Origin of the sequence: Streptomyces varsoviensis (assembly GCF_000718635.1) — a bacterium.
GTDB lineage: Bacteria > Actinomycetota > Actinomycetes > Streptomycetales > Streptomycetaceae > Streptomyces > Streptomyces varsoviensis.
Genome location: NZ_JOBF01000009.1, coordinates 113,986 through 134,108, shown reverse-complemented (window position 1 = coordinate 134,108; position 20,123 = coordinate 113,986). Strand labels below are relative to the sequence as shown.

17 protein-coding genes and 2 riboswitches are annotated in these 20,123 nt (G+C 71.7%); of the genes, 5 read left to right on the top strand and 12 right to left on the bottom strand.

The features are described from left to right. Positions 1-14: 14 nt before the first annotated feature. The 3 genes from mnmA to IF55_RS15055 all read right to left on the bottom strand — a co-directional run bounded on the left by mnmA (position 15) and on the right by IF55_RS15055 (position 3,451). On the bottom strand, positions 15-1,163 hold the full coding sequence (mnmA, locus tag IF55_RS15065) for a tRNA 2-thiouridine(34) synthase MnmA (RefSeq protein ID WP_048831990.1): 1,149 nt from the start codon (positions 1,161-1,163) through the stop codon (positions 15-17). A 52-nt stretch (positions 1,164-1,215) separates the two neighbouring features. Continuing rightward, positions 1,216-2,385: a cysteine desulfurase family protein gene (locus tag IF55_RS15060; protein ID WP_030884533.1), complete on the bottom strand. Its 1,170-nt coding sequence runs from the start codon at positions 2,383-2,385 to the stop codon at positions 1,216-1,218. Between the two features lie 214 nt (positions 2,386-2,599). Then, positions 2,600-3,451, bottom strand: coding sequence for a thioesterase family protein (locus IF55_RS15055; RefSeq protein ID WP_030884530.1), 852 nt, complete (start codon positions 3,449-3,451; stop codon positions 2,600-2,602). 131 nt (positions 3,452-3,582) lie between these two features. Here IF55_RS15055 and IF55_RS15050 point away from each other — a divergent pair, with 131 nt between their 5' ends. After that, positions 3,583-4,188: a trimeric intracellular cation channel family protein gene (locus tag IF55_RS15050; protein ID WP_106980395.1), complete on the top strand. Its 606-nt coding sequence runs from the start codon at positions 3,583-3,585 to the stop codon at positions 4,186-4,188. A 131-nt stretch (positions 4,189-4,319) separates the two neighbouring features. Here IF55_RS15050 and IF55_RS15045 read toward each other — a convergent pair whose 3' ends face one another. The 8 genes from IF55_RS15045 to IF55_RS15010 form a co-directional block, all read right to left on the bottom strand. After that, positions 4,320-5,729, bottom strand: a complete 1,410-nt coding sequence (locus IF55_RS15045; protein WP_030884525.1) for a M1 family metallopeptidase — start codon at positions 5,727-5,729, stop codon at positions 4,320-4,322. A gap of 165 nt (positions 5,730-5,894) precedes the next feature. Then, the gene (locus IF55_RS15040; RefSeq protein WP_048832011.1) at positions 5,895-7,010 is read right to left on the bottom strand and encodes an ABC transporter ATP-binding protein; all 1,116 of its coding nucleotides are present in this window, start codon (positions 7,008-7,010) and stop codon (positions 5,895-5,897) included. An 11-nt stretch (positions 7,011-7,021) separates the two neighbouring features. After that, positions 7,022-8,113 (bottom strand): ABC transporter ATP-binding protein, encoded by a 1,092-nt coding sequence (locus tag IF55_RS15035; protein ID WP_398245039.1) that lies wholly within the window; start codon positions 8,111-8,113, stop codon positions 7,022-7,024. 5 nt (positions 8,114-8,118) lie between these two features. Beyond that, entirely contained in the window at positions 8,119-9,117 is a 999-nt protein-coding gene (locus IF55_RS15030) for an ABC transporter permease (protein WP_030884515.1), read from the bottom strand. A gap of 128 nt (positions 9,118-9,245) precedes the next feature. Then, entirely contained in the window at positions 9,246-11,015 is a 1,770-nt protein-coding gene (locus IF55_RS15025) for an ABC transporter substrate-binding protein (RefSeq protein WP_030884513.1), read from the bottom strand. A 248-nt stretch (positions 11,016-11,263) separates the two neighbouring features. After that, entirely contained in the window at positions 11,264-12,262 is a 999-nt protein-coding gene (locus IF55_RS15020; RefSeq protein WP_030884510.1) for an ABC transporter permease, read from the bottom strand. A 294-nt stretch (positions 12,263-12,556) separates the two neighbouring features. Then, positions 12,557-13,348: an enhanced serine sensitivity protein SseB C-terminal domain-containing protein gene (locus IF55_RS15015; RefSeq protein ID WP_030884506.1), complete on the bottom strand. Its 792-nt coding sequence runs from the start codon at positions 13,346-13,348 to the stop codon at positions 12,557-12,559. 341 nt (positions 13,349-13,689) lie between these two features. Continuing rightward, positions 13,690-14,457 (bottom strand): enhanced serine sensitivity protein SseB, encoded by a 768-nt coding sequence (locus tag IF55_RS15010; RefSeq protein WP_030884503.1) that lies wholly within the window; start codon positions 14,455-14,457, stop codon positions 13,690-13,692. A gap of 274 nt (positions 14,458-14,731) precedes the next feature. On the opposite strand from IF55_RS15010, the gene IF55_RS39365 reads away from it, so the two are divergent. Continuing rightward, positions 14,732-15,862, top strand: coding sequence for a hypothetical protein (locus IF55_RS39365; RefSeq protein ID WP_157857232.1), 1,131 nt, complete (start codon positions 14,732-14,734; stop codon positions 15,860-15,862). Positions 15,863-15,981: 119 nt separating this feature from the next. Here the strand turns inward: IF55_RS39365 and IF55_RS15000 are convergent, their stop codons facing one another. Continuing rightward, entirely contained in the window at positions 15,982-16,662 is a 681-nt protein-coding gene (locus IF55_RS15000) for an AAA family ATPase (protein WP_398245041.1), read from the bottom strand. A gap of 155 nt (positions 16,663-16,817) precedes the next feature. Further along, a riboswitch (glycine riboswitch) is annotated at positions 16,818-16,917 on the top strand. Further along, a riboswitch (glycine riboswitch) is annotated at positions 16,918-17,032 on the top strand. Positions 17,033-17,088: 56 nt separating this feature from the next. Between IF55_RS15000 and gcvT the strand changes: the two genes are divergently transcribed. The 3 genes from gcvT to glyA all read left to right on the top strand — a co-directional run bounded on the left by gcvT (position 17,089) and on the right by glyA (position 20,021). Then, positions 17,089-18,228 (top strand): glycine cleavage system aminomethyltransferase GcvT, encoded by a 1,140-nt coding sequence (gene gcvT / locus IF55_RS14995; protein WP_030885850.1) that lies wholly within the window; start codon positions 17,089-17,091, stop codon positions 18,226-18,228. An 87-nt stretch (positions 18,229-18,315) separates the two neighbouring features. Then, positions 18,316-18,690: a glycine cleavage system protein GcvH gene (gene gcvH / locus IF55_RS14990; RefSeq protein ID WP_030885847.1), complete on the top strand. Its 375-nt coding sequence runs from the start codon at positions 18,316-18,318 to the stop codon at positions 18,688-18,690. A 62-nt stretch (positions 18,691-18,752) separates the two neighbouring features. Then, complete coding sequence (gene glyA / locus IF55_RS14985; RefSeq protein WP_030885845.1) at positions 18,753-20,021, top strand: serine hydroxymethyltransferase; 1,269 nt, start codon at positions 18,753-18,755, stop codon at positions 20,019-20,021. Positions 20,022-20,123 lie beyond the last annotated feature (102 nt).

Here is a 20,123-nt window from a genome sequence, read left to right as displayed (position 1 = left end):
ACGGGTCGCCGCCCTCAAGCCGCCGCCGAGACCCTCCGCGTCGTCGCGATCGTCGCCGACCCCACTACCCGCGTCCCGTCGTAGAGGACGATCGCCTGGCCGGGGGCCACGCCGCGGACCGGTTCCGTGAAGGTGACGGCCAGTTCGGCGCCGTTCAGCGGCTCGGCGTGGACTTCGGTCTCGCCGCCGTGGGCGCGGAGCTGGGCCGTGTACGTGCCAGGGGCGGTGGGCGGGGTGCCGCACCAGCGGGGGTTGATGGCGGTGAGGGCGGTCACGTCGAGGGATTCGGCGGGGCCGACCGTCACCCTGTTGTCGACGGGCGAGATGTCCAGGACGTAGCGCGGCTTGCCGTCCGGGGCCGGGGTCCCGATGCGCAGCCCCTTGCGCTGGCCGATGGTGAAGCCGAAGGCGCCCTCGTGGGTGCCGACCTTGGTGCCGGACTCGTCCACGATGTCGCCCTCCGCCGAGCCGAGGTGGCGGGCGAGGAACCCCTGCGTGTCGCCGTCGGCGATGAAGCAGATGTCGTGGCTGTCGGGCTTCTTGGCGACCGCGAGCCCGCGCCGCTCGGCCTCCGCGCGGATCTCGTCCTTCGTCGTGAGGGTGTCCCCCAGCGGGAACATGGCGTGGGCGAGCTGCTTCTCGTCCAGCACGCCGAGCACGTACGACTGGTCCTTGGCCATGTCGGAGGCGCGGTGCAGCTCGCGGGCGCCGGACTCGGTCCGTACGACCGTGGCGTAGTGCCCGGTGCACACCGCGTCGAAGCCCAGCGCCAGGGCCTTGTCCAGCAGCGCCGCGAACTTGATCTTCTCGTTGCAGCGCAGGCACGGGTTGGGCGTCCGCCCGGCCTCGTACTCCGCGATGAAGTCCTCCACCACGTCCTCGCGGAAGCGTTCCGCCAGGTCCCAGACGTAGAACGGGATGCCGATGACGTCCGCCGCGCGGCGCGCGTCCCGCGAGTCCTCGATCGTGCAGCAGCCGCGCGCGCCGGTGCGGAAGGACTGCGGGTTCGCGGACAGCGCCAGGTGGACGCCGGTCACGTCGTGGCCGGCCTCGGCGGCGCGGGCGGCGGCGACGGCGGAGTCGACGCCGCCGGACATCGCGGCGAGTACGCGCAGCCGGGAGCCGTCGCGGGGACCAGTGGGCGCACCAGGGAAGTCAGTCATAGCCCGTCCAGGGTAACGGGCCCCCGCGCCCCGGGGCGCTGCGAGAGCCCGGCTACGAGAGCCCCGCCGAGCGGGCCCGCTCCACCACCGGGCCGATCGCCGCCGCCACCGCCGCGACGTCCGCCTCCGTGGACGTGTGGCCGAGCGAGAAGCGCAGCGTGCCGCGGGCCAGCTCGCGGTCGGTGCCGGTGGCGAGGACCACGTGGCTGGGCTGGGCGACGCCGGCCGTGCAGGCGGAGCCCGTGGAGCACTCGATGCCCTGCGCGTCGAGGAGCAGCAGCAGGGAGTCGCCCTCGCAGCCGGGGAAGGAGAAGTGGGCGTTGGCGGGGAGCCGGCCGGCCGGGTCGGGGTCGCCGCCGAGTACCGCGTCGGGCACGGCGGCGCGTACGGCCGTGATCAGCGCGTCCCGCAGCGCCCCGACCTCGCGGGCGAAGCTCTCGCGGTGCTCGGTCGCGTACCGCGCGGCGGCCGCGAAGGCCGCGATGGCCGGGGTGTCGAGGGTTCCGGAGCGCACATGGCGCTCCTGCCCGCCGCCGTGCAGCAGCGGCACGGGGGCGTACTGGCGGCCGAGGAGCAGCGCGCCGATGCCGTACGGGCCGCCGATCTTGTGGCCGGTCACCGTCATGGCGGCGAGGCCGGACGCCGCGAAGTCGACGTCGAGCTGGCCGAACGCCTGGACCGCGTCGGCGTGCAGCGGGATACCGAACTCCGCCGCCACATCGGCCAGTTCGCGCACCGGCATGACCGTGCCGATCTCGTTGTTGGCCCACATGACGGTGGCCAGCGCCACATCGTCCGGGTCGCGCTCGATGGCCGCGCGCAGCGCTTCCGGGCCGACCCGCCCGTACGCGTCGACGGGCAGGTACTCCACCCGCGCGCCCTCGTGCTCGGCGAGCCAGTCGACGGCGTCGAGCACGGCGTGGTGCTCGACGGGGCTGGCGAGTACGCGCGTACGGGCCGGGTCGGCGGCGCGCCGGGCCCAGTACAGCCCCTTGACGGCGAGGTTGTCGGATTCGGTGCCGCCGGCGGTGAAGACCACCTCGCTGGGGCGCGCGCCGAGGCACGCGGCGAGCGATTCGCGGGACTCCTCGACGGCGCGGCGCGCCCGCCGCCCGGCGGCGTGCAGCGAGGAGGCGTTGCCGACGACGGCGAGCTGGGCGGTCATCGCCCGCACCGCCTCGGGGAGCATCGGGGTGGTGGCGGCGTGGTCGAGGTAGGCCATGGTGCGACGATTCTACGAGCCGGGGCGGGGGCGCGTGCCGGGCGCATCGGCACACCGGGCCCGGCAGGCCGAAACAGGCCGGGCGAACGCCCGGAACGGGCCCGGGGAAGGCCCGGAACCGGCCCGGGGAAGGCCCAGGGGCAACCCTCCCCCTCCCCGCGCGGAGGGCCCAGGGGCAACCCACCTCCTCCCCGCGCGGAGGGGCCGCCGTCCGTCACCCCATCTTCGGCCGTGCGAGCTGGCGGGCCTGGGCGGCCAGGCGGTCGGCGCTGTCCCAGATCTCGGCGTCCACCTCCATGAGGCCGCCCGCGAGGTTGCGGGTGGTCATGGCGACGCGCAGCGGGCCGGGGGCGGGGCGGCAGCGGATGTGGGTGGTCAGTTCGATGGTGGGGACCCAGCCCTTGAGGCCCAGCTCCAGGGCGGTCGGCGGCAGCGCGTCGACCGCCAGCAGCAGCGACAGCGGATCGGCGTCGCGGCCGTCGGCGAGGCCGAACCAGCCGCGCATCTCGCCCAGGCCGCTGGGCGAGCCGACGGCCCAGCCGCAGGTGGCGGGGTCGAGCCGGAGGTCGAGCCGGCCCTCGAACTCGGTGCCGAGCGGCGCGTCGCCGTCGCGCCGGCTCAGGCAGCGCTCGTACGGGGGCAGGTTCGGCGGCTTGGCCGTGGTGCGGACGTCGTCGGGGAGCGTGCCGAGGTCGCCGTACGTGGCGAGGGCGCGCAGCCGCTCGACCTCGTTGCCGTCCTCGTCGAACTGGTAGAGGGACGCCTGACCGACGGAGAGCGTACGGCCGGTGCGGATGGTCTGGGTGCGGATGACGGCGGGGCCGGGGCGGGAGGCGGAGAGGTAGTGCGCGGTGAGGGAGTACGGATCGGGGTGCGGGAGCGCGTCGCCGAGGGCGCGGCCGAGCAGGGCGGCGAGGAAGCCTCCGTTGACGGCGCCGAAGATCGTCCAGCCCGACGAGAGGTTCGCCTCGTACACGCCGTCCCCGCGCGGCGTGAGCGCCGTATCGCGGTCGAATTCGCTCACGGACGTGCTGTCACCCGTGTCACCGATGGTTGCCTGTGCCATGCGCTGCACGCTACACCGAGGGGTTACCGACTGGTAAGGGCCATCGGGCGGTGCCCTTGAGGCTCCAGACCACAGAAGTCCGGATTATTCCTCGCGCCGGATTGCTCCCCGCGCCTGAGATGATGACGCCCATGCTTCACGTGCTCTACCTGGTGGGTGTCTCCGCTTTCGCCGCGAGCGGGGTACTGGCGGCCCACCGGGCCAATATGGACCCCTTCGGCGGGCTCGTCCTCGCCTTCGCCGCCGCGATCTCCGGCGGCACCCTCCGCGACCTCATCCTCGACCGGCACCCGCTCTACTGGACCCACGACTGGGTGCTGCTCACGATCATCGCCGGCGTGGGCGTCGCCACCATGGCCTTCCTCCGCTACCGCCAACTGCCGCAGCGCACCCTGCTGCTCGTGGACGCCGTGGGCCTCTCCGTCGTCACCGTGATCGGCGCCCGCGCCGCCATCGGCGCGGGCGCGACCCCCCTCGCGGTGCTCATCCTCTCCGTGCTGACCGGGGTGGCGGGCGAGGTCATCCGCGACGTGCTGTGCGGCGAGTTCCCGCCGCTGCTCCTGCGCGAGGATGTCTACGCGACGGCGGCGCTGGCCGGGGCGGTGTGCTACCTCCTGCTCGACCGCGCCGGGGTCGCGGCCGGGGCGGCGGCGGTGGTCTCCGCGGGGGTGGTCTTCGCACTGCGCGTAGGAGCGATGTACTTCGGGCTGCACCTCCCCCGGCCGCGCCGGACCTGAAGGAACGCACCCCCGCCCTGAGACGAACGCCCCGGCCGCGCCGGATCTGAAGGAACGCACCCCCCGCGCTGGGAAGAACGCCCCGGCCGCGCCATATCCGAGTGGCGGGCCCCAGCCCGCCCACCGCCCCGCTACCGCACGCCCGCCGAAGGCGAACCAGGCTTGCTCGGCTCGTAGATCCACGTCTCGAAGAGGCCGTCGAGCGACTTCCCCGAGATCTCCTCCGCGAGGTCCACGAAGTCGTCGATCTCCGCGTTGCCGTACCGGTTCTGCTTCGTCCACGCGGGCAGCAGCTCGAAGAACGCCTTGTCGCCGATCCGCTCGCGCAGCGCCTGGAGCGCCATCGCGCCGCGCTGGTAGACGGCGTTGGCGAACATCGTGTCGCGCTGCGGGTCGGCGACGACGGTGGTCCAGAATGTGTCGCCGGCCGGGTAGCGGTTGTACGCGGCGAGGAAGGCGTCGTGCGCCGAGCCCCGGCCCTTGTGCTCGTTCCACAGCCACGACGCGTACGTCGCGAAGCCCTCGTTCAGCCAGATGTCCTTCCACTCGGCCACGGAGACCGAGTCGCCGAACCACTGGTGCGCCAGTTCGTGGGCGATGGTGTTCTCGCTGCGGACGGCCGAGTAGATCGGCTTGGTCTGGGTCTCCAGCGAGAAGCCCGCCTGCGGCATGTCGTCGACGATCGCGCCGGTCTCCTCGAACGGGTACGGGCCGAAGACCGTCGCCCAGTAGTCGGTGATCTCGGAGGTCAGGCCGTAGACGTCGACCTGCCCGGTGTTCTGGAGCGTCGGGTCGATCGCCACGTAGACGGGGATGCCGCCGGGCGTCTTCCCGGTCCGCACGTCGAACTTGCCGATGGTGGCGGTGGCCAGGTACGTGGCCATCGGCTTGGTCTCGCGCCAGTGGCTGACGGTGTCGGAGCCCTCGTCCCGCGTCGAGACCAGCCGCCCGTTGGAGACCCCCGTCAGCCCCTTGGGGGCCTTGATGCGGATGTCGAAGGCGGCCTTGTCGGAGGGGTGGTCGCTGGAGGGGAACCAGGTGGAGGCCGCGTTCGGCTCGCACGCGACGAAGACGCCGTCCTTGGTCTTCATCCAGCCGTAGTCGGAGCCGAAGACGATGGGGCCGCTCAGCGCCTCGGGCACGCCGCCGTAGACGACGGTGACGTCGAAGGTGCGCCCCTTGCGCAGATGGCTCTTGGGCGTGATCTTGATTTCGTCGCCGGACCTGGTGAAGTCGGCGGGTCTGCCGTTCACTTCGACGGAGGCGACCTCCAGCTTCTGGAGGTCGAGATCGAAGGACGAGAGGTTCCTGGTCGCTCTGGCGGTGACGGTCGTACGGCCGTCGAGCCGGTCGGCGTCGGGGTCGTACGCGACGTCGAGGGCGTAGTGCCGGACGTCGTAGCCGCCGTTGCCGAGCTGGGGGAAGTACGGGTCCCCGACGCCCGGCGCGCCGGGCGAGGGGGCGGGGGCCGCTGAGATCACCCAGGCGGAGGCCGCCGCGGTGGCGAGGGCGAGGAGCCTGGTCGAACGGGAGAGTGCCATGAGCCGTCCCTTCGAACGCGTGAGCCCAATGGAGCAGACGAGCCGACTCTGCACTCTCCCGCACCGCCCCGCGCACGGCTTTGCCAACTCGTCATGATGAGCGGGCAGTTGAGCGGGGCGGCTGAGTGGGGCAGTTGGTCCCGGGCCGTCGACCGTACGGGACCGCTACTTCGCCTCCCCCTTCTTCGGCGTCGTCGAAGAGACCGCGTCCGGCGCCGACGACAGCTTCTCGGTGCTGCCCGGCGCCTGGTCCGGGGCGTTCTCCGGGTGGTGGCAGGCCACCCGGTGGCCCGTCTTGAGCGCCAGCAGCGGCGGCTCCTCGGTGGCGCAGATGTCCGTGGCCTTCCAGCAGCGGGTGCGGAACCGGCAGCCGGACGGCGGGTTGATCGGCGAGGGCACGTCGCCCTTGAGCAGGATGCGGCCGCTCTTCTCCGCCTTGCGCCGCGGGTCCGGCACCGGCACCGCGGAGAGCAGCGCGGTCGTATAGGGGTGCATCGGCGACTCGTACAGCGATTTGCGGTCCGTCAGCTCCACGATCTTGCCGAGGTACATGACCGCGATCCGGTCCGAGACGTGCCGGATCACCGAGAGGTCGTGGGCGATGATCACGTAGGTGAGGCCCAGCTCCTGCTGGAGGTCGTCGAGGAGGTTGACGACCTGCGCCTGGATGGAGACGTCCAGCGCGGAGACCGGCTCGTCGGCGACGACCAGCTTGGGGCGGAGCGCGAGGGCTCGGGCGATGCCGATGCGCTGGCGCTGGCCGCCGGAGAACTCGTGCGGATAGCGGTTGTAGTGCTCCGGGTTGAGGCCGACGCGCTCCAGGGTCGCCTGGACCGCCTGCTTCACGCCGCCCTCCGGGGTGATGCCCTGGAGCTTGTACGGCGCGCTGACGATCGTGCCGACGGTGTGGCGCGGGTTCAGCGAGGAGTACGGGTCCTGGAAGATCATCTGCACGTCGCGGCGCATCGGGCGCATGCCGCCGACGCCGAGGTGCGTGATGTCCTTGCCCTCGAACTCCACCTTGCCGCCGGTGGGTTCGAGCAGCCGGGTGATCAGCCGGCCCATGGTCGACTTGCCGCAGCCCGACTCGCCCACCACGCCCAGGGTCTCCCCCGGCAGCACGTCGAAGGTGAGGCCGTCCACGGCCTGCACCGCGCCGACCTGGCGGCGCAGCAGCCCCTTGGTGATCGGGAAGTGCTTGACCAGGCCCTCGACCTTGAGCAGCGGCTCGGCCGAGGGGTCCGCCTTCCGCTTCGGGGTCGTCAGCTCTTTTTCGGGCACGGCGTCGTCCTTCACAGCTTGGGCGCAATCTCTTCGGTCCAGATCCGCGTCCGCTCCTCCTGCGACATGTGGCAGGCGGAGAGGTGGCCCTCGGCGACCTGCCGCAGCTCCGGCCGCTCGGTGCGGGTGATGCCGTCCTTGGGGACGTCCGCGTACGGGCAGCGCGGGTTGAAGGCGCAGCCGGAGGGCACGTTGATGAGGCTGGGCGGGGAGCCCTTCACCGGGATCAGCCGGTCGGTCTGGTCGCGGTCGATGCGCGGCATCGAGCCCAGCAGCCCCCAGGTGTAGGGGTGCTGCGGCTCGTAGAAGACCTTCTCGGCGGGGCCGCGCTCGACGCACCGGCCGCCGTACATCACGAGGATGTCGTCGGCCAGCTCGGCGACGACGCCGAGGTCGTGGGTGATGATGATGACCGCGGAGCCGAACTCCTTCTGGAGGTCGCGGATGAGGTCGAGGATCTGCGCCTGGACGGTGACGTCGAGGGCGGTCGTCGGCTCGTCGGCGATGAGCAGTTCGGGGTTGTTGACGAGCGCCATCGCGATCATCGCGCGCTGCCGCATGCCGCCGGAGAACTGGTGCGGGTAGTCGTCGACGCGCTTGTCGGGCTGCGGGATGCCGACCCGGTCGAGCAGTTCGACAGCGCGCTTGCGGGCGGTCTTCTTGTCGACGTCGTTGTGGACCCGGTACGCCTCGACGATCTGGTGGCCGACGGTGTAGTAGGGGTGCATCGCGGACAGCGGGTCCTGGAAGATCATCGCCATCTCGCGGCCGCGCAGCCGCCGGACCTCGTCGGGGTCGGCGGTCAGCAGCTCCTTGCCGTCGAGCCACAGCTCGCCGGAGATCCGGGCCTTACCGCGCCCGTACTGGCCGACGGTGTGCAGCCCCATGATGCCCAGCGAGGTCACCGACTTGCCGGAGCCGGACTCGCCGACGATGCCGAGCGTCTTGCCCCGCTCCAGTTGGAAGGAGAGCCCGTCGACGGACTTGACGATGCCGTCCTCGGTGGGGAAGTGGATGCGCAGGTCGCGCACTTCGAGGAAGGCGCTGGGCGCGCCGGCGGAGCCGGTGGATACGGGCTCGCCGACGGCGCCGCTCCTGGTCAGGTCGCTCACGTGAGCCTCACTCGCGGGTCGATCACGGCGTACAGCAGGTCCACGAGGAGGTTGGCGATGACCACGGCGGAGGCCGCGATGAGCGTCACGCCGAGGATCAGCGGCAGGTCCTTGTCGCTGATCGCCTTCACCGCGGCCTGGCCGAGGCCGGGCAGGTTGAAGGTGGTCTCGGTGAGGACCGCGCCGCCGAGGACGGCGCCGAGGTCCAGACCGAGGATGGTGAGGATGGGCGTCATCGTGGAGCGGAGCGCGTGCTTGCCGATGACCACGGGTTCCCGCAGGCCCTTGGCGCGGGCGGTGCGGATGTAGTCCTCGCCGAGGATTTCCAGCATGGTGGCTCTGGTGAGCCGGGCGTACATGGCGGCGTAGAGGAAGGCGAGGGTGACCCAGGGCAGGATCATCTCGCGGAACCACACCAGCGGGTCGTCGGCGATCGGCGTGTAGTCGCCCTTCACCCAGCCCAGCCCGTACGAGAAGATCGCCAGCGACACCAGGCCGGTGAAGTAGATGGGCAGCGAGACGCCGGCGAGGGCGACGGTCATGGCGGAGCGGTCCACGGCGGTGCCGCGCTTGAGCGCGGAGAGGATGCCGGTGGCGACGCCGCCGAGCAGCCAGAGCACGCAGGCGCCGGCGGCGAGCTGCATGGTGACGGGCAGCCGGTCCTGGAGCACCGGCCAGACGGCCTGTTCGGTGCGGAAGGAGTAGCCGAAGCAGGGCGCGGCGCAGTGCACGACGTCACCGTCGCTGCTGTAGTCGCGGCCCGCGAAGATTCCGCTGACGAAGTGCCAGAACTGGACGAGGATCGGGTCGCTGAGGCCGAGCTTCTGCCGGATTCCCTCGATGGCCGCGGGGTCCGCCTGCTTGCCCACGAAGAGCGTGGCGGGGTCGGTTCCGGTGAGCTTCGGAACCGCGAAGAAAATGCCGAAGGTCACCAGGATGACCACCAGCAACATCACGATGACGGCGATCAGCCGCCGGACGATATAAGCGAACACTGCGGTCGGCCGGCGGTGGCCCGGGGGCCCCTCCTCCCGTCAGTCGGAGGGGCTCCCGGACCACCACGCGCGGCCCTCACCTGCCCTTCGGGCCTAGCGGCGGGTGTGCCGGTGGAGCGGACGGACGATCACTTGGTAACGCCCAGCGAGGCGTAGTCGTAGCGGCCGTTGTAGGCGTCCGCCGTGTAGATGTTGGTCAGTCGCGAAGAGCGCCAGATGACGTTCTTCTCGTAGGTGAACGGCAGGTACCAGGCGTCGTTCATGACCTTCTCGTTGGCCTTGCCGTAGAACTCGGCGGCCTTGTTCGGGTCGGTCTCGGCGTTGCCCTGGTCGAAGAGCTTGTTGACCTCGGGGTCGTCCAGCAGCGGGTAGTTCTGGTTACCGGTCGGCTGGATGAACTTGCCGTCCGAGATGGGCTGCAGGAAGCCCTGGCCGCTGGGGAAGTCGGAGCCCCAGCCCTGGATGATGATGCCGTAGTTCTTGCGCTTGACGTTCTCGGGGGAGCCGATGATGCCCGCGTACTGGGCGCCGTCGTACTCGTCGATCTGGGCCTTGATGCCGACCTTGGCGAGCGAGGCCTGGAGCGACGTGGCGGTCGCGACCTCCGGCGGCTTGTTGTTGCGCACCGCGATCGTGGTGGTGAAGCCGTTCGGCTGATCGCACTGCTTCAGCTCTTCCTTGGCCTTGGCCAGGTCCGGCTTGCCCGCCTTGATGTTGTACGGGTCGAAGTTGGCGTCGTAGCCCTTGACGGCCGGCGGGAGCATGCTGGTGCCGAGGTCGCCACCGGCCATCGGGCCGCCGCGCGCGGTCTGCAGCGAGGTGTGGTCGGCGGCGTAGATGACCGCCTTGCGGCAGTGGATGTTGTCGAACGGCTTGACCGTCTTGGGGAACGCCGCGTAGCGGATGAAGCCGGTCTGCGGGTTGTCGACGTTGCCCTTGTGGGCCTGGAGCGCCTTCTGGCGGCCCGCCGAGCCCATGCCGGTCGCGTTGATGTCGATGTCGTACTCGCCGGAGATGAGCTTGTTGTCCATGTCATCGGCGTTGGTGGTGAGCTTGACCGAGACCTTGTCCGGCAGCGCCTTGCGGACGGTGTCCGAGGACTGCTTCCACTTGTCGTTGCGGACGAGCTCCAGGCCCTTGTTGGGCGTGTAGGACTGGAACTTGTACGGGCCGTTGGAGAACGGCTTGAGGCCGTACTTCTCGCCGGTGTCCTTGTCCTGGCGGACCGGGGCCGCGGCGGGCAGCGCCAGCATCTGGAGGAAGTCGCCGTTGGGCTGCGGCAGCTTGAAGACGATGGTGTTCGCGTCCGGCGTCTCGATCTGCTTCAGGCCCAGCTTGTCCTTGCTGGTGTCCTTGTACGGGCCCTTGTAGTCGAGCTCCGGGTCGAGGACCTGCTGGATCCAGGTCGGGCCGCCGGTGATCTTCTCCTTGGCCCAGGTGCGCTCGATGCCGTACTTGATGTCCTGGCTGGTGACGGGCTTGCCGTCCTCCCAGGTCAGGTCGGGGCGGAGCTTGAAGGTGTAGGTCTTCTTGTCGGCCGAGATCTGGCCGGTGTCGGTGGCCATGTCCGGGACCAGCTCGGAACTGGCGGCGCCCGGGGCGGGCTTGGGCGTCACCAGGGTGCGCGTGTAGTAGCGCGCGAAGTCCCACATGAAGCCGTAGTAGCCGCGCTGCGGGTCCCAGGAGTCGGCGTCCTGGGTCCCGATGAACTTCAGCTCGCCGCCCTTCTTGTCGGACGTGCTGGCGACCTTGCCGACGGCCGCGTTGAAGCCGGGCGCCTTGGAGCTGTTGCTGGAGCTGCCGCCGCCCCCGCCGCAGGCGGTGGTGGAGACCAGCGCCGCGACCACGAAGGCCGATCCGGCGGCCAGTCTGCGCCTCGGAATGCGATGAGTTGTCACGTTGTCGCGACCTCCGTGAGATTCTCGGCCCCAAGCGGACCGGCGGTTCGGGGGTGATCTCCTGGCGGAACCTCGGGTGAGCTGTTCGCCGGAGTCGTCATGGGCACTGCTGCGGGGTGCTGCTGCGGGTACTGCTACGGGGTGGTGCTCAGGGGTGGTGCGGTGGGTACTGCTTCGGGTGGTGCTCAGGGGTACTGCTGTGGGGTTGTGGGGCCGGGGGCCCGCGGCCCGCCGGCGCGGTGCGCGGGTCAGCGCGAGCCCTTCGGGTCGAGGGCGTCTCGCACGCCGTCGCCGAAGAGGTTGAAGGCCAGCACGGTGAGGAAGATGGCCACGCCCGGAATGATCATGAACATCGGGTCGGACTCGTAGGTGTTCACGGCCGCGGAGAGCATCTGCCCCCAGGACGAGGTCGGCTGCTTGACGCCCGCGCCGAGGAAGCTCAGGGCGGCCTCGGTGAGCACGTTGGTGGGGATCATCAGCGTGGCGTACACGGTGATCGGCGCGACCAGGTTGGGCAGCAGCTCGCGGAAGAGGATGTACCCGCGCCCGGCGCCCAGGCTGCGGGCCGCCTCCACGTACTCGCGCTCTCTGAGCGAGAGGGTCTGGCCGCGCACGATCCGGCCCACGTACGGCCAGCCGAAGAAGCCGATCACCACGATCAGCACGCCCATGCGCACACCCGAACCGGTGAACCCCCAGATGGAGTTCGGCACCACCGAGACCAGCGCGATGATGAACAGGAGCTGCGGGAAGGCGAGCAGGATGTCCATGACGCGGCTGATGATGGCGTCGATCCAGCCGCCGAAGTAGCCGGCGATGATGCCGAAGACCGTGCCGACGGCGACGGCGACCACGGCCGCGAAGAACGCCACCAGCAGCGAGACGCGGGCGCCGTAGACGACCCGGCTGAACACGTCGCGGCCGTTGACCGGCTCCACGCCGAATACGAAGTCCGAATTGATGCCGCCCCAGGAGCCCTTGGGCGTGCCGAAGAGCGGGTCGATCTGGTCCTCGTGGAACTCGTTCGGCGGGTGCCCCAGGAGGTCCACGATCAACGGCGCGAATATCGCGACCAGGATGAGCAGCAGCACGACTATCCCGCCGGCCAGGGCCAGCTTGTCGCGCTTGAGCCGCACCCAGGCGATTCGCCACGGGGAACGGCCCTCGATGGCTTTCGCCGGGACGCCGGCCGCGACATCGACGGCGGCGGTCTCGGCCGCGCTCGTGTCGTGCATTGGTGCCGTCATCGTCTGGGGGACCCCTCTCGACCGGCCATGGCCGGCCCACGCTGCCGCCATGGCGGCTTGGTTCACATCAGGTGCTGCGAATGGTGCTGAAGGCGTGGGAAGTTCACGCGGGGCAGGTCGTACACAGGACCGACTCTGCTTGTTTCGGGGAGTCTTCAACGGGCTCGCGATCACCCGCCAGACCTGACCGGCAAAGGATGCGCAACCGTGATGTGTAAGGAGAGGTTCCGTTATACGGACAGTCGTGATCCGTGAGCGGATCAGTAACTGGAAGGACAGTTTGTCCAGTTGGTGCTAGTACGCTCCGGCCTGGCGGCCCTGCTGCGGCGGATAGCCGTAACCCGCTGTGGGCGCGGGCGCTCCGGCGCCGTACGCGTCGCGGTCGAAGAACGGCCGCGCGTTGGCCCGCATCCACATCGCGACCGGGTCGTGCTCGTCCGCCATCGACACCGTGGAAACCGGCAGCCCCGCCGGCACCACGCCCACCGACTGCTGCATCATCAGCCGTACCGAGTCGACGGCCGGCTGGGAGGTGTCGTACAGATCCAGCCCGATCGCCAGATACGGGGCGCCCAGCGCCGGCTGCACCCAGGCCCGGCGCAGCGCCCGCACCACGGGCGTACGGTGCGCGTTCTGCCCGAGCAGGGCGTAGAACCGGTCCACGTCGACGGCCGGCTCGCTCAGCCGCAGCGGCCCGGCGGGCAGCCGCTCCAGGCCGCCCGCGATACGCCGCAGATCCAGCCAGGGCACGCCGACGCCGCCGCCCGGCGCGTGCGGATTGAGCCACAGGCCCCAGCGGTCGGGGAAGAGCGAGGCGGCGACGGCGCGCCCGCCGACCACCTCATGGGCGCGGTTCCACCCGCTGGCGGCCAGCTCGGGCGCGGAGGTCACGCACGGCGCGTAGCCGAGACCGTCGACCTCCATGTTCCCGTACTGGGCGTCGGGCGCCCCGGCCTGGCCGTGCCAGAGCAGCATCCACACCTGGCCGTCGGCGATGGCGTGCAGCAGCGCCTCGTAGGCGTCGTACCGGCCGGGCGCCACTTGGCGCAGCATCTGCTCCACGCCGCTCTCCGCGCCCGCGCTCACCTGGGTCCGCCCTTTCCCTCGGCCGTCTCGGCACCGCCCCGGGGCGCGCCACCGCGCCCCGTCCGGTCATCCCACCAGCTTACGAGCCCGTACCGACAGGCCGGGTGCCAGCGCCCGTGTCATACCTATGGCGGGGCGCCGCGCACCGGGCCGGAGGCGGGGACGGGGGTGGGGCCGGTCGGGGGTCGTCGGGCGTCCTGCCCACGGCGGGCGGGGCGCCGCGCACCGGGATCGCCGGGGCCAGTCGGGGGCCACCGTACGTCCTGCCCACGCCCGGGCGCCGCGCACCGGGGTCGGGGGCGGGTGCGGGGCCGGTCGTCGCGCCTCGTGCGCGCTCGGCGTCACAGGTCACGGTCGTAGAACGGGCGGACGCGGGCGCCCAGCCACTCCCCCACCGGGTCCTGGGCCAGGTCGAGGAAGACCATCTGTACGGGCCAGGGGACCGGGACCCGGTGCAGCGCGCGCCCGAGGGCGTCGAGGACGGCGGTACGGGCCTCGTCGTCGGGCAGGTCGAGCTCGACGCCGACGAACAGCGCCGGGGCCTCGGTCTCCACGCGGGCCAGGGCGCGGCGGGCGGTGCGCACCCGCCCGACGGCGGCGAACTCCAGCCCGGCGGCGGCGAGGAAGTCCACCGGCTCCTCCTGCCAGTCCGGCTCGTAGAGCCGCACCCGGCCGCCGGTGGCGGGCCCGTCCAGCGGGCCGCGCCCGGCGCGGCACAGCTCCGCGACGGCGGGCGGCGGCAGCGGCACGCCGACCGCGCCGTCCGGGTTCACGGCGATGCCGAGCTGCGGCGGGAGGCCGCGGGCGAACTCGACGGCCGGCGCGACGGTGCAGGCCATCCGGTCGCCGGTGATCAGACGGAACTGCTGCTCGGAGCTGAAGACGGGGACGTACGCGCCGCCGCCGATCTCCAGTGTGGGCAGGTCCAGCTCGCGGCTGTCCGGGGTGCCGCCGTTCGGCAGCGGGACCCACAGGTGGCTGCGGCCCAGCACCTCGACGATGCGCGCGCCAGCGTCCGGCACACCGAGGGAGGCGGCCAGCACCTCTTCGAGCTCATTGGCGGGCCAGCCATGGGCCTGGGTGTGTCCGTAGCTCTCCGGGATGCTCATTCCGTCCCATTCCGTTCAACCGCCGTCTCGACAAAGCCGCCCCCGAACCCTAACGGCTGCATGCCCCACGTTCCTCGGGGACCGCCGAATTACTTGACGAACCCCCAGGTCAGGCGGGGGTGGCGGGAGTTGGACCGAGGCACACCGAGCGTAGTCGGCGAGTTGCGGACCGTACCCGGCGTCCGCAGGGTGGTCGGACATCTCGTACGCACCACGAGTCCGCGGGCAGCACCACGCACACGGACTCGTACGCATCACGAAAGGGGAGCTTTCTATGCGTATGTCCCTGAAGACCGGCGCGGTCATCTCGTCCGTCGTCTCGTCCGTCGTCTGCGGCGCGCTGGCCTTCGGCACCTCCGGAGCGGCCCTCGCCACCGCGAGCGGCGACACCGCCCCGCGTCCGGCGGGGGCGGCGGCCGAGGCCCCTGCCTCGACCTCGGTCTCGGCCTCGACGCCCGCCGCGCTGCCGGGAGCGGATGCCCTGGCGGGCCAGTCCGCGCTGCTGAACGGCGTGGGCGGTGTGCTCACCCCGGTGACCGCGCTCGTCGACGCCGTACTGAAGGCCCCCGGCGGCAGACTCCCGACCCCGGAGGCGGCGGAACACGCGGAGGCGGTGCGGGAGGCCCTGGCGGGGGTGACCAGGGCGGCGACTCAGGGGGGCCAGGCGGAGGCGGCGGAGGGGTCCGCCACACCCGCCTCCCCGGCCGCCCCCGAGCGGCCCGCCGCCGCGCCTGACAAGGCGTCAGCCGTTCCCGTCGGCCCTGCCACGCCCAAGCCGCCTGTCACACCCGACAAAACCCCCGCCACCCCCCAGACCCCCGCCGCACCTGACAAGCCCTCGACCCTCCCCAAGACCCCGGCCGTACCTCACAAGACCCCGGCCACCCCCAAGACCCCCGCCGCACCTCACAAGATCTCGACCACCCCCAAGACCCCCGCCGTAACCGACAAGACCCCCGCCACATCCGACAAGACCCCCGCCGCACCCGAAACCCCCGCCGCCCCGCCCGTCGATCCGACCAACGCCAAGCCGCCCGCCGGAGGGCCGCAGGCCGGGCGGAAGAGTGTGCCGCTGAAAAGCGGGCCGCTGAGTGGGGCGCCGGCGCCGGTGAAGGGCGCCGCGGCGCCGGAGCTGGTGGCCAAGGCCGTGACGGACCTCCAGGCGAAGGTCAACGCGCTCTTGAAGGTGACCACCGCGGGGCACCCGGCCGAGATCGCGGCCGCCGTGAAGGCCACCCTGACCGCCACCGTCAACGTCGTGACCAGCACGCTGGTGAGCGGCGGCCTCCCCGCCCCCGACCTGCCCGGCCTCGCCAAGAGCCCCGGCGGCACCGAAGACGCCCGGCCCGCCGACCCGGCGCGGACCCCGGACGGCGGTCCGCGGGCCGGTGGTGGCACCGGATGAGCCGCTTTTACGGGCGACGGGCACCCCGGCCCGTAGCGCTGGGTGCCCCGGCGGCACCGTACGGCCGACGCCGGGTGCCACGGCTGCTGGCGCTCCGACGGACCGTCACCGCCTCCGCCTCAGGGGCGCGCGGCGGGCGGCAGGGGGCCGAAGCGGATCGTGCGTAACGCGTCGGCCGCCGGCCGGTCCAGGAGGACGGCGGCGGACACGCCGGCCGGCAGGGGGCCGGTCTCCACCGCCGCGACGAGCCGCGCCACCGCGCGGCGGTGGCGGGCGAAGGCGTACGCGGAGACGCGCCGGCCCCGCCGGGCCTGACCGGCGAGCGCGTCGGCGGCGGGAACGTCCAGAAGGAGGAGGCGCAGGGCGACGCCCCGCCGCCTGGCGTCGCGGGCCAGCCAGTGGCGGACCCAGGCGAGGGTGCCGCAGTCGTGGACGACCACGCTGGTGCCCGAGCGGAGCGCGCGCCGCAGCCCCGTGTAGTGGGAGAGGCGGACGAGCGGGCGGTAGAGCCCGTACGGCACGTACGGGGGGATGCGGCGCGCCCAGCGGTCGCGGGCGTCCTGCGAGTCGACGCACCAGACGATGCCGCCGCGGGCGTCGAGCCCCGGCACCGCCCGCCGGATGAGGGTGGATTTGCCGCTGCCCGGCAGGCCGGAGACGACGAGGAGGTCGCCGGCCGGGAATCTCAGTTCCCGTGTGGTCGCCGACCCGCGCAGGTCCGCTACCGCGGCCGGGGGCAAGGGCTGCGGCGGGCCGGGAAACGCCGGCCTCGGATACGTACGCTGCGCGTGCACGGTGATCGTCCTCCCCGGTCCGGTCACTGCGGGTACCCGAAGAGTGTCAAGAAAAGGTAATGCGCTTCAAGAGCAGGCCAAAACCGTTACCCGGCCGTCCGGGGGTTTACAGCGGGGCGTCGCATGCGATGATGTGCGCGCAAACTGCATATCGGCCGCTCGTAGTCCGCGCGGGAGAGTCCCAGTCACGCTCCGTGCGCTGGGCGCCGAAGGAGCAAGTTCCTCCCTTGAATCTCTCAGGCCCCGTACCGCGCGGGCGAGGCAGATCTGAAAAGCGGGCCTCCGACGTGTCGGCGGCCCCACCCAAGGTGCAAGCCGAGGGGCCCGGCCGGGCCTCCTGGTGAACCTCTCAGGTTCCGATGACAGATGGGGAGGCGCGTTCTTCGTGTGCTTCTTCCAAGAACTCGCCACCGTCAGCCGGGAGCCTGGACCATGACCGATTCCTCTTCTTCTTCACCTGCTTCGCCCCGTCGTACCGCGCTCGACGCCACGCACCGCGCGCTCGGCGCGACCATGACCGACTTCGCGGGCTGGGACATGCCGCTGCGCTACGCGAGCGAGCGCGATGAGCACCTCGCCGTCCGCGGCCGGGCCGGGCTCTTCGACCTCTCGCACATGGGCGAGATCACGCTGACCGGCCCGCAGGCCGCCGACGCCCTCGACTACGCGCTGGTCGGCAACATCGGCAAGGTCGCCGTGGGTCGCGCCCGCTACACCATGATCTGCGACGCCGAGGGCGGCATCCTCGACGACCTGATCGTCTACCGCCTCGGCGGGCAGGAGTTCATGGTCGTCGCGAACGCCTCCAACGCCCAGGTGGTGCTGGACGCGCTGACCGAGCGCGCCGCCGGCTTCGACGTGTCCGTACGGGACGACCGCGACGCCTACGCGCTGCTGGCCGTGCAGGGCCCGAAGGCGGCCGAGATCCTGACGTCGCTCACCGACGCGGACCTGGCCGGGCTGAAGTACTACGCGGGGCTGCCGGGCACGGTCGCGGGGGTGTCCGCGCTGATCGCCCGTACCGGCTACACGGGCGAGGACGGCTTCGAGCTGTTCGTCGGCCCGTCCGACGCCGAGCGGCTGTGGCAGGCGCTGACCGAGGCGGGCGCGGGCCTCGGGCTCGTGCCGGCGGGGCTGTCCTGCCGGGACACGCTGCGCCTGGAGGCGGGCATGCCGCTGTACGGGCACGAGCTGACGAAGGCGACGACGCCGTTCGACGCGGGGCTGGGCCGGGTCGTGAAGTTCGAGAAGGCGGGCGACTTCGTGGGCCGCGCGGCGCTGGCCGCGGCGGCCGAGAAGGCCGAGAGCGCGCCGCCGCGCAAGCTGGTCGGACTGGTCGCGAAGGGGCGGCGGGTGCCGCGCGCCGGCTTCTCGGTGGTGGCGAGCGACGGCTCGGTGATCGGCGAGGTCACCTCGGGTGCCCCCTCCCCCACCCTCGGCAAGCCGATCGCCATGGCGTACGTGGACGCGGCTCACGCCGAGCCCGGCACGGCCGGGGTGAGCGTGGACATCCGCGGCAGCCATGAGCCGTACGAGGTGGTCGCGCTGCCCTTCTACAAGCGTGAGCGCTGACCGGACCGTACCGGGGCCGCGCCCCTCGCGTCTCACCTGTCAAGACCCGTTGCACAAACATTCACACGTATCCAGGAGAATCGAGTCATGAACAACCCCCAGGAGCTCCGCTACACCAAGGAGCACGAGTGGCTGTCGACCGCCGAGGACGGCGTAGCGACGGTCGGCATCACCGAGTTCGCCGCCAACGCGCTCGGCGATGTGGTCTACGCGCAGCTCCCCGCGGTCGGCGACACCGTCACGGCGGGCGAGACCTGCGGTGAGCTGGAGTCGACGAAGTCGGTCAGCGATCTGTACGCCCCCGTGACGGGCGAGGTCACCGAGGCCAACCAGGACGTGATGGACGACCCGTCGCTGGTGAACTCGGCCCCCTTCGAGGGCGGCTGGCTGTTCAAGGTGAAGGTCACGGACGAGCCGGCGGAGCTGCTGACCGCCGACGAGTACACCGCTTTCGCGGGCTAGTACGCCGCGTACGGGACCGCGTACCCCCTCCGCCCTCCGCCCCAGCCTCCCAGGAAGATCTCATGTCTCTGCTGAACAGCTCCCTCCATGAGCTCGACCCCGACGTCGCCGCCGCGGTCGACGCCGAACTCGACCGCCAGCAGTCCACCCTCGAAATGATCGCGTCGGAGAACTTCGCTCCGGTCGCCGTCATGGAGGCGCAGGGCTCGGTCCTCACCAACAAGTACGCCGAGGGGTATCCCGGCCGCCGCTACTACGGCGGCTGCGAGCACGTCGACGTGGTCGAGCAGATCGCGATCGACCGGATCAAGGCGCTCTTCGGCGCCGAGCACGCCAATGTGCAGCCGCACTCCGGCGCGCAGGCCAACGCCGCCGCGATGTTCGCGCTGCTCAAGCCGGGCGACACGATCATGGGGCTGAACCTCGCGCACGGCGGGCACCTGACCCACGGGATGAAGATCAACTTCTCCGGCAAGCTCTACAACGTGGTCGCGTACCACGTGGACGACGAGACCGGCCAGGTCGACATGGCCGAGGTGGAGCGGCTCGCCAAGGAGACCAAGCCGAAGCTGATCGTGGCCGGCTGGTCCGCGTACCCGCGGCAGCTCGACTTCGCGGCGTTCCGCAAGATCGCCGACGAGATCGGCGCGTACCTGATGGTGGACATGGCCCACTTCGCGGGCCTGGTGGCGGCGGGGCTGCACCCCAACCCCGTACCGCACGCGCATGTGGTGACCACCACCACGCACAAGACCCTCGGCGGCCCGCGCGGCGGTGTGATCCTGTCCACGCAGGAGCTGGCCAAGAAGATCAACTCGGCGGTCTTCCCCGGCCAGCAGGGCGGCCCGCTGGAGCACGTGGTCGCGGCGAAGGCGGTGTCCTTCAAGGTCGCGGCGACGGACGAGTTCAAGGAGCGCCAGCAGCGCACCCTGGAGGGTGCCCGTATCCTCGCCGAGCGGCTGACCCAGCCGGACGTCACCGGGCACGGCGTGTCCGTGCTCTCCGGCGGCACGGACGTGCACCTGGTCCTGGTGGACCTGCGCCACAGCGAGCTGGACGGCCAGCAGGCCGAGGACCGGCTCCACGAGGTCGGCATCACGGTCAACCGCAACGCCGTCCCGAACGACCCGCGCCCCCCGATGGTCACCTCCGGCCTGCGGATCGGCACCCCGGCGCTGGCCACCCGCGGCTTCGGCGCCGCGGACTTCACCGAGGTCGCGGACATCATCGCCGAGGCGCTCAAGCCGTCCTACGACGCGGCGGCGCTGCGCGGCCGGGTCACCGCCCTCGCCGCGAAGCACCCGCTGTACCCGGGCCTGAAGTCCGAGTGAAGTAGCTGATTCATCCGCGAGTACGGGGCACCGCGCACACTGGAGACAGAACAGTGCACCGGTGCCCCGTGCCATGCGCCCCGTCACGGCGCAGCGCCCGCG